Annotated in this window: 12 protein-coding genes; all 12 read left to right on the top strand. The window is 32.6% G+C overall.

What is annotated here, in order from left to right:
* The first annotated feature begins 375 nt into the window (after nt 1–375).
* The gene (locus IV513_RS13060) at nt 376–1365 is read left to right on the top strand and encodes a YafY family protein (RefSeq protein ID WP_209391011.1); all 990 of its coding nucleotides are present in this window, start codon (nt 376–378) and stop codon (nt 1363–1365) included.
* Between the two features lie 335 nt (nt 1366–1700).
* Entirely contained in the window at nt 1701–2906 is a 1206-nt protein-coding gene (locus IV513_RS13055; protein WP_209391010.1) for a reverse transcriptase family protein, read from the top strand.
* Entirely contained in the window at nt 2899–4041 is a 1143-nt protein-coding gene (locus tag IV513_RS13050) for a hypothetical protein (protein WP_209391009.1), read from the top strand. Before IV513_RS13055 ends, IV513_RS13050 begins: the two co-directional genes overlap by 8 nt.
* A gap of 3 nt (nt 4042–4044) precedes the next feature.
* Nucleotides 4045–4647, top strand: coding sequence for a hypothetical protein (locus IV513_RS13045; RefSeq protein WP_209391008.1), 603 nt, complete (start codon nt 4045–4047; stop codon nt 4645–4647).
* Nucleotides 4634–6367, top strand: coding sequence for a response regulator (locus tag IV513_RS13040; RefSeq protein WP_209391007.1), 1734 nt, complete (start codon nt 4634–4636; stop codon nt 6365–6367). Before IV513_RS13045 ends, IV513_RS13040 begins: the two co-directional genes overlap by 14 nt.
* A gap of 63 nt (nt 6368–6430) precedes the next feature.
* Nucleotides 6431–6802 carry a DUF3127 domain-containing protein gene (locus IV513_RS13035; RefSeq protein ID WP_209391006.1) on the top strand — a complete coding sequence of 124 codons (372 nt, stop codon included), beginning with the start codon at nt 6431–6433 and terminating at the stop codon, nt 6800–6802.
* 21 nt (nt 6803–6823) lie between these two features.
* A complete protein-coding gene (locus IV513_RS13030; protein ID WP_209391005.1) occupies nt 6824–8929 on the top strand; it encodes an ATP-dependent RecD-like DNA helicase in 2106 nt (701 codons plus the stop codon).
* Nucleotides 8907–10412 (top strand): hypothetical protein, encoded by a 1506-nt coding sequence (locus IV513_RS13025; RefSeq protein WP_209391004.1) that lies wholly within the window; start codon nt 8907–8909, stop codon nt 10410–10412. The genes IV513_RS13030 and IV513_RS13025 overlap by 23 nt, the downstream gene beginning before the upstream one ends.
* A gap of 13 nt (nt 10413–10425) precedes the next feature.
* Nucleotides 10426–11367, top strand: a complete 942-nt coding sequence (locus tag IV513_RS13020; RefSeq protein ID WP_209391003.1) for a hypothetical protein — start codon at nt 10426–10428, stop codon at nt 11365–11367.
* A gap of 185 nt (nt 11368–11552) precedes the next feature.
* Nucleotides 11553–11849, top strand: coding sequence for a hypothetical protein (locus IV513_RS13015; RefSeq protein ID WP_209391002.1), 297 nt, complete (start codon nt 11553–11555; stop codon nt 11847–11849).
* Between the two features lie 366 nt (nt 11850–12215).
* On the top strand, nt 12216–13769 hold the full coding sequence (locus IV513_RS13010; RefSeq protein WP_209391001.1) for a class I SAM-dependent DNA methyltransferase: 1554 nt from the start codon (nt 12216–12218) through the stop codon (nt 13767–13769).
* Nucleotides 13759–14886, top strand: a complete 1128-nt coding sequence (locus IV513_RS13005) for a restriction endonuclease subunit S (protein WP_209391000.1) — start codon at nt 13759–13761, stop codon at nt 14884–14886. Before IV513_RS13010 ends, IV513_RS13005 begins: the two co-directional genes overlap by 11 nt.
* Nucleotides 14887–14970: the final 84 nt, after the last annotated feature.

Genomic DNA, 14970 nt, shown 5'->3' with positions numbered 1-14970 from the left:
GTTTACTTCGGAAGATCTGAGCAAATTTTGGAAAAAAGAAGACAAATAAAATCGGATTCAATCCGAAAAAGAAGACAGTTGTATTTTCAACAGAAATTATTAAGTTTATAACCCTAAATACTCCTTAAGGATTTATTCCAAAATGTCCAAGTTAGTTTGAAGACGTACATGCGTAACGAAAGCATTATTAAGAAATTTAAAGAACAATAAATTTCCTTTTTCTTTCTATTGCTTTAATTTGAACAAAATAAATTTTTTTAAAAAAACATAAAAAATGTTTACTCATTTTTTGCTTATGCACCTTATGCAGTTTTATTTTCCGTTTTTTTCTCTCAATTGCATTTTGTATTTTTGGTAATTCCACTAATAATCTCAATGGCTCAAAACAAAAACGCTCAAATCAGATACAAGGCATTGGACAAATGCTTTTCAAATCAGTTCAAAAGATTTTATATCAATGATCTGATTGAGTATTGTTCTGATGTGCTGACAGAGCATTACGCCACTGAAACAACAGTTTCCCGCAGGCAGATTTTTGATGACATTGATTTTATGAAAAGTGAAGCAGGTTATGATGCACCCATTGAAAGTGTCAAGGATGGTAGAAAAGTTTTCTACCGTTATTCAGATCCCGAATTCTCTATTTTGAAAATGCCTTTGAATCCTGACGAACTCAACTCACTTAATGAAGCAATGGAAACATTGTCCAGAATGAATAATATGCCTGGATTTGATTGGGTAAACTCCATTCAGGCAAAATTATCAGCAGGAATCAATACTTCACAGCAAAATAGACAAATCATAAGTTTCGAGGATAATGAATTCCTAAAAGGTGTCGAATTCCTAAATCCTTTATATCAAAGTATTTTGAATGAACAATGTCTGGATATTCATTATCAAGGTTTCAATACGAATCGTAAAAATGTTTTTACAGTTTCGCCTTATTATTTGAAACAGTATAATAATCGCTGGTTTCTGTTTGGAAACAATCACAAGGTTGAAAAAATTCAGAATCTTGCATTGGATCGGATTGTTGAAATTCAATCGTCAAAAAGTGATTATGAGCCCTGTGAAATTGATTTTGACGAATATTTCGAAGATATTATTGGAGTTACAAATAATCAAGAGGAGCAACCGGCAAAAATTGTTATTGAATTAAGCAATAACATTATACCATATATTCAATCCAAACCTATTCATGGTTCTCAGAACATCAAGGGAAATCTATTAAAGCTTGAGCTAAAACTAAACTATGAATTGGAAAGTGTTATTTTGTCATTCGGCGAGAATATGAAAGTGCTGGAGCCAAAAAAATTAAAGGAAATAATTAAAAATAGATTACAGGAAGTAAATAAAAATTATTAGTGCAGTTTGGCTGCACTCGATAGAGATAAGTTTGCATCGTCAAACAGATAAAAGTTCTTTGAAAAGCCTGTTTTAAGATTTTGACTTTGCCTGCTGTTGGAAGTTCACTTTCAAAAATCGGCAGGTGTTCCGAAGCAATTCGGAATGAATGTTAGGACGATTTTAGAATCAATATTTCTGAATAATTTTTTAAGATATGATATTTTATTATTTATATTCTTGATATTATTTGATTATTGCTTTCTGAAAAACCCTCACTTATTTAGATTTTTAATAATTGTAATAAATAAAGAAAATATAAACAGGCTTTCAAGAATTTTCAATAATTAATGTTAATGGAAGTAAAAGACATTTCAGCGGAAGAAAAATCATTGATCGCAAGATTTTTTAGAATTTGTGATTCTGAGAAAATGTTCTGTCATTTATTGACGTATTGTCAGCGCTTATTGTATCAGCAAAAAATTGTCAACATAATACCACAGACTTTAAAAGCTTTATCACACCCAAATTCTAGCCGTAGGTTTAAGACTTTTGAAATCAGTAAGAAAAATGGTGGTAAAAGAACCATTCATGCACCAAAAGCGGACTTGAAAGTCGTTTTGAAGTGTCTCAATTTAATCATGCATTCCCTTTACGAACCACATAATGCTGCCTATGGCTTTGTTCACGGCAAATCTGTTGTGGATAATGCCAAACTGCATTCAAACAGTTTGTATGTTTTTAATCTTGATTTAAAAGATTTTTTTCCAAGTATCGAAATTGGAAGAATTCTGAATCGTCTAAATCATCCACCATTTAATTTAAAGGGAGAGGGTAAGGATAAAATTGCATTGTATATCGCATGGCTTTCTTGCGAAAATATGATAGTGGAGCGTGAAATTGAGGGTAAATTGCAAAAAACCGTGAGAAGAGTTCTTCCACAGGGATCTCCGGTATCGCCAATTTTCACAAATATTATTTGTGAGCGTTTAGATTATTTGCTTTCAGCGGTCGCAAAAAGATTTGGTGCGGTTTACAGCAGGTATGCCGATGATATTACATTTAGTTCAAATCATAACATCTACCAAAAAGATGGTGCATTCAGACAGGAAGTGGAAAGAATTATTGCTGACCAGCATTTTCAGATCAACAGGTCGAAAGTTCGTTTGCAGAAATCAAACGTTAGACAGGAGGTTACTGGTATTACGGTAAATAAAGAACCAAATGTTGCACGAAGATACATTAAGCAGATAAGAATGTGGCTGTACTTTTGGGAAACTTATGGGACAGATAAAGCATTTTCGCTTTTCTTAAAATCTTATTTGAAAGGTAAAGGACATGTAAAAGTTCCCGGCAATACGCCTTTATTTATGGAAGCAGTAATAAGAGGAAAACTTGATTACCTGAAAATGGTTAAAGGAGAGAGTAATTCAACTTATAGTCAATTACTTTCTCGTTTTGAAAAGGTATCTTCTACACCAAACCATATTGATCATATTTTGGATGTTTGGGAAAATGACGGAATTGAAACTGCAATCATTAAATTTGAAACGGATGGCTAAAGATAAATACGATTTTATACAGGAAATTCTTGAAGATAAAAAACTAACACCTGCTCAGAGAGAGCGGGTTTTTGAACTTACAAAAGTAGAAATTCAAAAAGATGGTCACTTAGGAAAAGATTTGGAACAAAGGATTTCGGTGATAGAACAAAAGATAAAATCTGATTTTAACAATTCTGCAGATTCTATAAGAAACTCAAATCGAAGTTTGAAAAAGCATAGACCAAAAGAGATGGTGAAATTTCTTTATAACTTTAGTCAGAACGATAGTTTCAAATGGTTTACTCACAAGCCGGATTCAACTAATATTGATTATTCAGTGATCTTTATTGAAATAGAAAAAAAATTGAAAGACTTGGGAACTTCAAATCTTAACCTTAAAACTGTAAGTTTTGTTAAAGATTTTTTGCAGAGTGAAGGCAAATTGAAAATTGAATTTCCAGAAAGTTTTGAATCAGAAATGACTTATGGTAATAAAGAAGTTCAAAAACAACTTTTCGAATCACAGAATCCGTTCAGAATCGAAATTAATGGTAAATATTTCTCAGATGTTGTTAATAGATTTAAAAACAGTATCGAATTTAGGCTGGGCTCTGAAGAATATCCTTTCAAAAAATATTTAAAAAAATTTATAAAGCAAAAGCTAGGTGTTGACTTCGTAAACAATTTGGTTTTTACTGAGAGTTTTAACAATCTATCTCAATCGCTAAATTTATTTATAGATGTCAATAATTTATATAGGGGTATTGAAAAGGTTTTGGAATGGATTCTTAAGTATAAATCATTCTCAACTAATGTTATCATAGATATGGAGGAGGAAAAAGAATACTATGAATTGGTAATTTTTCATAAAGATAGTTTCATTGAAAGGAATCCTGAGAATAGTAAGTTCATAGGGAATTCTGGAGATTTACAAACTGTAAGAAAATACCTTTTTAGTATTGTTGATTTTGGATTGGAAGCAGATTTATTGACTCGAGGAGAGAAACGAAGTTTTGATTTTTTATTTCTATCCAATGAAGCAGAAATGTATATTGAACCTGGCAATGTGTTTTTTTCGGAATCAATTAAGCGACCGCTTAACGATTCGGTAGGTGGTGTTAAATATAAATTTAAAATGTATAAAAATCTATAGGTAATGATATACTTATTTGAAGATAGAAAGGACAGAATGAAAGAATCCTTTGATATAGAAAATTACTCGAATTTAATAACCGATAGAGTTTTTGTTTCTGGTAATACTGAGATTTTTTTTAAAGATATTTCAGATGCAGAAATTATTATTTTGCATAAATCTTACGCGTTTACAGAGAATTTTACCGTTGATGTATTTAAAAATTGGTGTAAGGAGAATCGTAAACTTCTCGTTATTTTCAGCGGTGGATTAACGAATGGTATAGTTAATAATTATTACGCAGAGTCCAATTCGGGCGATTTATATCAAAATCTTCCCGAGTTTTTAGATTATTATTCAAAAAATAATACAATTAATCTACCCCTCTTAATTTTTGGAAACAAATATCTTTTCAGTCAGGTTAAACACTTCCAAATAGAATATTTAACACAATTGTTAAATCCAAACTATATATTTGATGAAGATGATTTTGAAGGTATTTTAACTGCGAAAGAGCTAAAAGAGGACAAAAACGTTCTTTTTAAATTTTTATCAGAGACTCATCGAGGTTCAGAGGTAATTAATTCCCAAATTCAAAAATTTGTTGACAAATATGCAGATTATTAATTTTTTTTCTGAAAGTACTGGTAATGCTCTCAATATCGATTATGTTCAGATACCAAATGATTTAGATCGACTTTCTGATTTCGAAATATCAGAGCCAGAAGAAGATAAAGTTTATTTAATTGAGGTTTCTCCAAACAAACCGAATAATCTCAAATATCATGGAGTTGAAATTTTTCTAAAATCATATTTCAAATCTTTGACAAGTGGAGTTGAAAAAGTCCGATTTATTCTTTGCGGGTTTGAGGATGAACTATCATTTTTCAAATATTGTGAATTAAGTCAGGTACTAAAGTTGCCAAATGTTTCTTATCTTCAAATAAATGCAAGCTTTAACGAGAATTTATTAAAAATTGAAAGTGACGCAATTCAAAAAATTGCCAAAAGTTTAGCGTTACAAGGGATTAGAAATATAAATATTAGAAGACCATTAAGTTATAAAACTAACCATTCGATAATTAATGAATGGAGTATTTTCAGGTGGAGTCAGATATTATGTATAGAACAAAATTTGCCAGAATATATAAAGCATGAAATCAAGAATTCATTGTTCTTTAGATATTTAATGACAATAAATGAAATTAAGGAAACTGATATAATTTCCAATTCAAATTTGTCATCAGGTATCTCTTCTTCAGTTTTGTTAATTGATGATGAGGAAGAAAAAGGTTGGCAATCATTTTTTAAAACTTTACTAGGCAACAATGTTAAATTTGATTCGATTGGAAAAGATTTTAAATCAGAATCTATACAAGAAGGTGTTATTGAAGAGGCAAAAAGAAAAATATTACAATCTCATCCTTTTCCGGATATTGTAATTCTGGATTTAAGACTTCATGATCACGATTATACCAATGGTATTAAACCGAGTGATTTGACTGGAATCAAAATTTTGCAGGAAATAAAAAATATTAATAAAGGTATTCAGGTAATTGTGTTCTCTGCAACTAATAAAGCTACAAATTTGCAATATGCTTTAGATGTTGGTGCAGACGGCTTTATAATGAAAGAGTCACCGGAGAATAGCAAGGATTCAAATTATAGCAAAGAGTCCGTCAATCAAATTATTAGCATTTTAAAAACTTCAAGTAAAAGATCATTCTTAAAAGATATATGGGAAAAAATATCAACTTTGAATGATGTTATAGACAATAGTGCAATACCATTTATCAATAGTTTTTATCAGAAAGCAAAAATTGAATTAGAGAAAGCATTTGCAATAATAAATTTAGCGGATCCAAATTCCTCATCTGATAAAAGTTTATCTTTTGGGTTTTTACAGCTATTTCAGATAATTGAAGATTTTGCTTCTGAAATTATTGATAGCGATGATCAACAGGGATATTATTATGTTAACGATATAATTGTGCGAAAAATGGTTTCAAGAGATTCTAAGAAAGTTTACAAGTTTGAAGAGCCAATCAAATATGATCATTCACTAAGATGTCATAAGTTAGCAGATAATCATCAAATTACTGAGAGTCGTACAACTAAGATGGACTTGAATTATAAAATAGGCAGTATAATGATTTTTATGTTTGGTTTTTCTAACAGTAATGTCAAAAATTGGCCTGAAATAAATATTATTAGGCATAAGTTTGTGCATGATGGTATTAGGGTGAGACATGAAGAGGTATGCAAAATTTTAGATTTTATTACGTTTCTAATTGATGATAAAAATGTAAACTATGACATCAATAGATTCAACGGAATAGAATATTAAAAATCAAATGCACTCCCACTGCACAATACCTTTCTTCCTTTGTCCCAACAAAACAAAATCAAAATGCAAATATCAGCAAAACTCATCCAAATTCTCCCTTTACAATCCGGAACCGGTAAAAACGGCGAATGGAAAAAACAGGATATCATTGTAGAAACCAGCGATAAATATCCAAAAAAGATCTGTATTTCATTTAGAGGAGATAAAATTCCTTCTCAGCCTTTAATTGTAGGGATAAACCTTCTCATCGACATTGATATCGAAAGCCGCGAATATAACGGCAGATGGTACACCGATGTAAAAGCGTGGAAAATTCAGGTGTCTGGAGAAGAAAAATCTTTGGAGACCATTCAAAATAATGTCGTATCTAATTCCGAAAAAGACTCCAGCTCAATCGGCATTTTCGACGATGAAGATGACGTCTTGCCTTTTTAAATAATAAAGCATGTAACAACTATGGATATTCTCTCTCATTTTTCTATAAATCTTAATTCCCAGCAGGAATCCGTTATCAGTAAAATTGAAAATTTTATGGAAGGTAGCGATCGTGTTTTCCTTTTGAAAGGTTTTGCAGGAACAGGGAAAACTACTTTGGTGAAAGGGATTATTAAGGCTTTAGAAAAAGATAAAAGGAAATTTGTAGTTTGTGCGCCTACTGGAAGAGCGTCAAAAATTCTGAGAGATAAAACAGGATATGGAAAAACAATACACTCTACCATTTATGATTTCAATAATCTTCTGACAATAAATTCTGAAGAAAAAGATATTGCTGAACATTCTTTTCAATATCATTTTCCGGTTGTAAAACTTGAAGAAAATACGGTGGTTATCGTAGATGAAGCATCCATGATTTCATCAAGGAAATCAGAACATGAACTCTTTCGTTTCGGAACAGATGTACTCCTCGATGACTTAATGACCTATGCTCAACTGCAAATTAAATCAAACCGAAACAAGCTGATTGTAATAGGAGATCCGGCACAGCTTTCGCCTATTGGAGACAACAAATCATGGGCTTTGGAGAAAAGCTTTTATGAAAATAAAGAGATTCCAGTTTTAGAGGTCTTTTTAACTGAAGTGATGAGACAGGAAAAAAATCAGATTTTGGAAAATGCTACAAAAATTAGAAAATGTATTGAAAACCAAAGAAATCGGGTTCTTGAATTTGAATTTGACGAAGAATCTTGTTTCAATTTCCGTGAGGGGAATATTGTGGAGAAGTATTGTGAGTTGTTTCCTGTCCCTGAATTTAATGAGGGGGTGATTATTAATTTCTCGAATGCGCAGAATCTGCATTACAATAATGAAATAAGGAAAATTTACTTCCCAGGAAAAGAACATATATGTAAAGGAGATATGGTTCAGATAATCAACAATAACTATCACACATATGGCCGTGAGATTTTCAATGGAGATTTTGCCAAAGTTGTTAGTGTTTTTGAGACTGAAAAGAAATCGGCGCCAGTTTATGTGGATGAAAATGGTAAGAAAATTAAAAAAATATTTACATTTTCTTTTAGAAAAGTGTGTCTGCTTTTACCCGACAATCCAGAACCGTTCGATGCATATATTAACGAAACATTATTAGAGTCTACGGAGAGAGATTTATCTGTAGATGAAATGAAAGCGTTGTATATTAATACGATTATGCGGTTTCAAAAAGATTTTCCAAATTCAAATATTAAATCAGAACAATTTAAGGGTTATCTGAAAGCAGATCCGTTTTTTAATGCATTGAGAGTGAAATATGGCTATTCTATCACGGGTCATAAATCGCAGGGGGGAGAATGGAAGTCAGTTATTGTGGATTATTATGGTCAGGTAAGTTTATCTATTATGCCATTAAGGTGGTGTTACACTGTAACTACACGAGCATCGGAAAAACTTTATGCTGTTAATTTTCCAAATTTTGGCAAGTTTTATCGACTGAATTTTAGTAGCATTATGCCGCTTACTAAAATTCCAGCAGATTCATTCGATTTTTCAAAAGTTATGGTTTCCCCGTTCCATAAAACGACACACCATAAATGCAAAAGTTTCCTTTATTGGAATATTTTAGAAAAGTGTGAAGGAACATTACTTTCAATTGATGAAGTAAGAAGCTTTCCTTATTTAGAAAAGTATTCATTTTTATTGGATGGAATTCGTGTTAATGCAGAAGCTTTTCATAATGATGCTGGCCATTTTCGCGATTTCAAATTTACATCCGGAACTGAAGAACAGCATGAATCTGTAAGAAAAGTTCTTTCTAAACCAAATAAGGTTGTTTTTCCTCCCTCATATATTCCTACGGAAGATTGTCTTCAGGATCTTTACAAAATCGTTCAGGGAGCAAGTTATGATGTGGGAACAAGAATTACAAATGTTGTGGAAAGAAAAAAAAATTACTTTGTCAATTATTTTTTTGAAACAAATGCTGAATGCTCCCAAATTCAGTTTTACTTCAATGGTAAAAACGAAATTACTAAGGCTTTAGTGAAGTCCACAGATTTAGAGAAGGACTTTATGTTAAGTGAATTAATTACGAAAATTTCAGAATATGCTTCAATCCCAACAAATTAAAGACTTAAGGAAATCCGGACATTTAGAAGAATCTCTACAATTGGCTTTGCAGGACTTGGAAGCTAATGCGGATAATATCTATGCTAAAAGAAACATTAGCTGGGTATATAACGATCTGCTGAAAAAGTATGGGGAAGAAGAAAATCTTAGTTCATTTATTGAAATATTAAATAAAGTGAAGGACCTGAATATGCCAGAGACCGATACCATGCTTTTCGACAATATTGCGTGGAAAATCGGTTCGCTGTTTTTCAAGGTGATTAAGTATAAGGAAATTCCTTTCGATCAGGTTTATCAGTTTGTGGATTTGGCAAAATCATTTCATTATTCAAAACCTTCAGAAGCTTACAGTTTTCTTTTAAAAGCCACCCATAAAGTTCTTAAAACAAACCGCGATAAATATATTGCATTCATTGATTGGTGGAATACAGATTATCTCAGCGAAGAAGATTATAAAAAAGATGTACTGCCAAACGGAAATCAGATGATGTCTGTTGCGGAACAGGTGTTTACGGCTTACTTTAAATTTCTCATTCCTTCTGCTGATTATCAATTGGAAAGGCAAACGGTTCTGGAAAATGTCAGAAAAATCGACGAGGTCTATGAGAAAAATCACTCGTTTATTTACCTTGTTTATTTCAAAGTTCAGATGCTTCTGGCTATTGGAGAAAGGGATCATTTACTCACTGATTTCCTTCCCTTTGCACAAAAAAAATCGCGCGAGTTCTGGGTGTGGGATCTTTTGCATCAAATTGTTCAAACAGAAGAGGATAAACTGACCTGTCTTTGCATGGCTTGCTTATCAGGATATAAAGTAGAGCAAATGAAAACCAACATCTACCTTAAAATGGCAGAGTATTTTATTTCAAAGAATATGTTTTCAGAAGCGAAAAGTGAAATTTTGAAAATCCAAAAGATCAAGAATGAAAACGCTCATAAAATTCCGTCGAAAGTTGTGGCTTTGATGAATTCAGATTGGTTTTCTGCTTGTGAAGCTACTGTTAGTAATGAAAGTTTTTATAAATCAAATGCTAAAAATGCTGATGCCATTTTGTTTTCAAATTTACCGTCTGAAGATATTTTTGTTTATAATATTAATCCTGATAAGAAAATTGTAAATTTCATTAAAGATAACGATGATATAGGCTTTTTCAAGCATGACCGTTTAAATCCTCATCTTAAAATAAATGTTGGAGATATATTGAATGTCAGGTTTTCACAATTTTCCAAAGAACATCCTTCAAAGCTTTTTACTTTGAAGAAAGGTGAAAACAGCGTATTAAAAGACAAAAATTTCAAAATAGAAGCCGGTTCTGTTCGGTTAAATGAAAAAGGGTTTGCTTTTTTAAATGATTCCTTTATTTCTCCAACTACTGTCCAAAAACTTAATTTATCGAACAGACAAGATGTTACTGCAATATCGATCAGAAGATATAATCGAAAAAAGGAATCTTTAGCTTGGGAAATACTTAAGCTTACATAAAAACTACGCAATCATGACTAAAAACCAACGCATCTTCAAAGCTTTCCAAGACCTTGATGCAGAAATGCTCGACCTTTTACTCGATGAAAATCAGCCTTATCAGGAAGTTTCCAAAGATATATTTGTCACAGAAGTTCGAAAGCTCTTTAGTAATTTTAGAGAAGACGAAAATCTAAATTGCGATTTGAAAAAGATTCCTGGGGAATGTGATGGCTGCAATAAAGGTCAGAAAGGATTCGCTTTCGTTAACAAGGATAATCTAGCACTAATGGAGTTGCTATTTGAAGAGGAAGATGGAAAAATTATTGACATTTGTCCTTGTTCAAGTTTTAAAGCAGAAGGCAATGAATACGACAGAACTTATAGGAAATTTTCGTTTTATGAAGAAGACAAAGTTAATTTCAAACCAAATTTAAAATATTATCAGGACGCAGCTTTGGCTCAGAAAGGTGTAGAAGAAATAGAATCAGAAATAAAAAGTCAAGGCATTCTATCCGCCAAATTTTGCCATACATGGTTTGATAAGTACAGGCAGTTTGATGATCTTTCTGAGATTTTCACAGGAAAAGCTTATAAGTTTAAGAAGGAAATAAATCTTTATCTGGATAAATTAGAGTCTTTTTACGAAATGATTAAACGCGAAGAGTCTGCAAAGAATCTTCTTAAAGAGTTTTTCAGCTTTCCGCTGATAAGCGAGTCAAGCATAAAAGATTGGTTAATTCGGGCAGATTTTGAATTTAATTATTACAAATATGGCTTGGATATGGATGTGGATTTTCGATCTGAAACATACCATTATAAAGGGATTGTTTTAGACTTTAAGTCTATTTTTTATACACATAACATTGGGCTTATACTTTCCAAATATTTCGATTGGATTCCTTTAGAAAATCAATTGAAAGTTGAAAATCGAAATGCAGATATTGAATTTGAGGAAGAGGATTTACCATTTTAGTTAATGAGCGAAAAGCCTACGGTCACAACATCGAGTACACCCACAACATAGACATCAACAAAGTCTACGCTCAAGCATTATCCTTATTCGCCAATGGCTTCCGCCATTGGTTCAACCAGGAAGAAATCAAAGAAATCAATGCCAATAACGAACAGTATCAGTTAAGAAGTCCTGAACAAGAATTATTGCTTACTTGGTTTGAACCGGCAACAAAGGAAACCGCAAATAAATTTTACAACACTTCCCAAATTGCGGTACGCTTAGCTGAACTCGGAAACCTTCACGTAACCGACGGTACAGTAAATAAATTAGGAAAAGCATTAAAGAAACATGGCTTTCAGAGATATTCAAAAAACCACGCCTATGTATATCCAGTAAAGGAATTTGATTTTGATGAAGTGGATAAAAGAAACCGATCAATGGAGACAACAGACAAGCAGGGATATACAACTCAGGAAATACCTTATCGTTTTGAAAATTAGGTAATTAGATCAATATTTTTCTCTAGCATATTGACGAATAAATGAAACGGTGCCAAATGCACCGTTTTTCTTTTAAAAGTGGTGAGTAAGATAAGTAACCACTTTTTTGCTAAAAACTTTTTTTATTTTTTTCATCAGAAAAACCATACTGAAATAAAGCGATTCAATGCAAACTACGCATATCTCTTCATTACTTTGCTTCAATCCCTCTCTATTAAATAGTTTTTTTTCAATCTTAAAAAAAAAATATTTTCTTTTGACGAATTTCTCTTACGTTCTTACGCATTTACGGTTTTCCTCTTTTTACTTTCGATTGCTTTTTGTAGATTTAGAGATTAAATTAATATCAGAAATTCATCGTAAAGAATGGCTAAAAAGAAAAAAGAAGAAGTTCAAGAAACGATAGAGAAAACCTTGTGGAAAGCAGCGGATAAGTTGCGTAAAAACATCAATGCAGCAGAATATAAAGATGTGGTACTCGGATTAATATTCTTAAAATACATATCCATTGCATTTGAGAAATTACATGCTGATTTAACCGCACAAATTGATCAAGGTGCTGATCCTGAAGATAGAGAAGAATATACCGCAGAAAATGTATTTTTCGTTCCACCATCAGCTCGATGGTCTTTTTTGCAAAGCTCGGCAAAGCAAATTACAATTGGTAAAATTGTAGATGATGGTATGGATGCTATTGAGGCAGAAAACCCGCAACTAAAAGGAATTTTACCGAAGGTATATGCTAAACAAAATCTGGATCCTACCAGCTTAGGAGATTTAATCGACTTGATTGGTAATATCGACTTTGGCGATACCAAAGAGCGTTCTGCTGATGTATTAGGACACGTCTTCGAATATTTCTTAGGTCAGTTTGCATTGGCTGAAGGGCAAAAAGGTGGACAGTTCTACACGCCACGTTCGGTAGTAGAATTGTTGGTAGAAATGCTAGAACCTTACAAAGGTCGTGTTTTCGATCCGTGTTGTGGTTCGGGTGGTATGTTTGTACAGTCGGAGAAATTCGTGACCGAGCATCAGGGTCGTATTGAAGATTTATCGATTTACGGACAAGAATCCAACCAAACCACCTGGCGTTTGGCGAAGATGAATTTAGCCATTCGTGGGATCGATTCTACGGGGGTAAAATGGAATTCGGAAGGTTCGTTCTTAAACGATGCACATAAAGATTTAAAAGCCGATTATATCATTGCGAATCCTCCGTTTAACGTGAGCGATTGGTCGGGCGATTTATTGCGTAACGATGCGCGTTGGCAATACGGTGTGCCACCTGTAGGAAATGCCAACTTTGGTTGGTTGCAACATTTTATCCATCACTTGGCACCAACAGGACAAGCCGGTGTGGTATTGGCAAAAGGAGCGTTGACGTCTAAAACGTCGGGGGAAGGAGAAATCCGTAAAAACTTGATCGAAGCAGGGTTAATCGACTGTATCGTGAACTTACCTGCGAAGTTGTTCCTGAATACGCAAATTCCTGCGGCCTTATGGTTTATGCGCCGTAAGAAAGTACCGAATGCCAAATTCCGAAACACCGAAAACGAAATCTTGTTTATCGATGCGCGTAATCTTGGGCATCTCATCAACCGTAGAAACCGTGAGTTGAGCAAAGTTGATATTGACTTAATTGCTGCTACTTACCATAATTGGCGTAATGTCGATGGGCAGTACGAAGATGTGGCAGGTTTCTGTGCATCGGTGCCGGTGTCTAAAGTAGCGGAGTTGGATTATGTACTAACGCCTGGGCGTTATGTTGGTTTACCTGATGAAGAAGACGATTTCAACTTTGTAGAGCGTTTTACGTCATTGAAAAGCACTTTAGAAGAACAATTAGCCAAAGAAGTGGAATTGAATACCATTATTGCTGAGAACCTTTTAAAAATTGAATTGCCGAAGGATGGAGAATAGGAATTGGAAAACATATTTATTAAGCGATATTTCCTCTAAGATAGGTGATGGTTTACATGGTACTCCAAAATATGATGGAAATGGAGATTACTATTTTATTAATGGTAATAATTTAATTAATGGTAGTATTATTTTTAAAGAGGATACAAAGAAGGTAACAGAGGAGGAGTTTTTAAAGTATCGTAAAGATCTTAATAATAATTCTGTTTTAATTTCAATTAATGGTACAATTGGTAATTTATCTTTTTACAGAAATGAGAAAGTTGTTTTGGGGAAAAGTGCGGCATATGTTAACCTATTAGATACAGTAGATAAAAAATTTGTTTATTATAATTTTAAAAGTAAATTTTTTCAGAATTATTTAGTTGATATTGCTACAGGAACAACAATACCTAATGTTCCTTTAAAAGGTTTACGTGAATACGAAATCCAACTTCCCCCACTTCCCGAGCAAAAAGCCATTGCATCGGTATTGTCGAGTTTGGATGATAAAATAGACTTATTACACCAACAAAACCAAACCTTAGAGGCTTTGGCGGAAACCTTATTCCGCCAGTGGTTTATAGTGGAGGCGAAGGAGGATTGGGAGGTATTACCTTTAAGTGAGATTGCTGAAGTTAAAAATGGAAAATCATTTAAAAGTTCTGATTTTACAGATAACAATTTTAATTCTTTTGAAGTTGTCAAAATGGGACATATCGAAAGAGGTGGAGGTTTAAAATTGAACCCCAAAAAAGATTATATATCTCGTGAGATGGATGTTAAAAAATGGATTCTAAATAAAGGTGACATTATTATGGCGATGACAGACATGAAAGATAATGTTGTTATTTTAGGTGTGCCAGCAATGATTGATAAAGATGATCATTACGTACTAAATCAACGAGTTGCTAGAATTTATTTGAAAGATAATTCGAAACTAATCAGTAATTATTTATTATACATTCAATTAAACAATAAGGACTTTATTGCTGAATTGCAAACTAAAGCAAATTCGGGAGTACAAGTAAATTTAAGTACTGAAGCAATCAAAGAATCTGAAATTTTAATTCCTCCAATTGAATTACAGAAAGAATTTGGAAATAAAATAATTGATTTGTATTCAATACTGTCCTAAATAAAAATTATTAAAAATAGAAACAGCCTAAATACCTATTTTACATTTAGCTTTACATTTAATTTCAAAAAAGAACCCCTTGAT

The sequence above is a fragment of the Chryseobacterium sp. RR2-3-20 genome (genome assembly GCF_017808115.1).
Taxonomy (GTDB): Bacteria; Bacteroidota; Bacteroidia; order Flavobacteriales; family Weeksellaceae; genus Chryseobacterium; species Chryseobacterium oryzae.
This window is presented reverse-complemented; position numbering and strand designations above follow the sequence as displayed.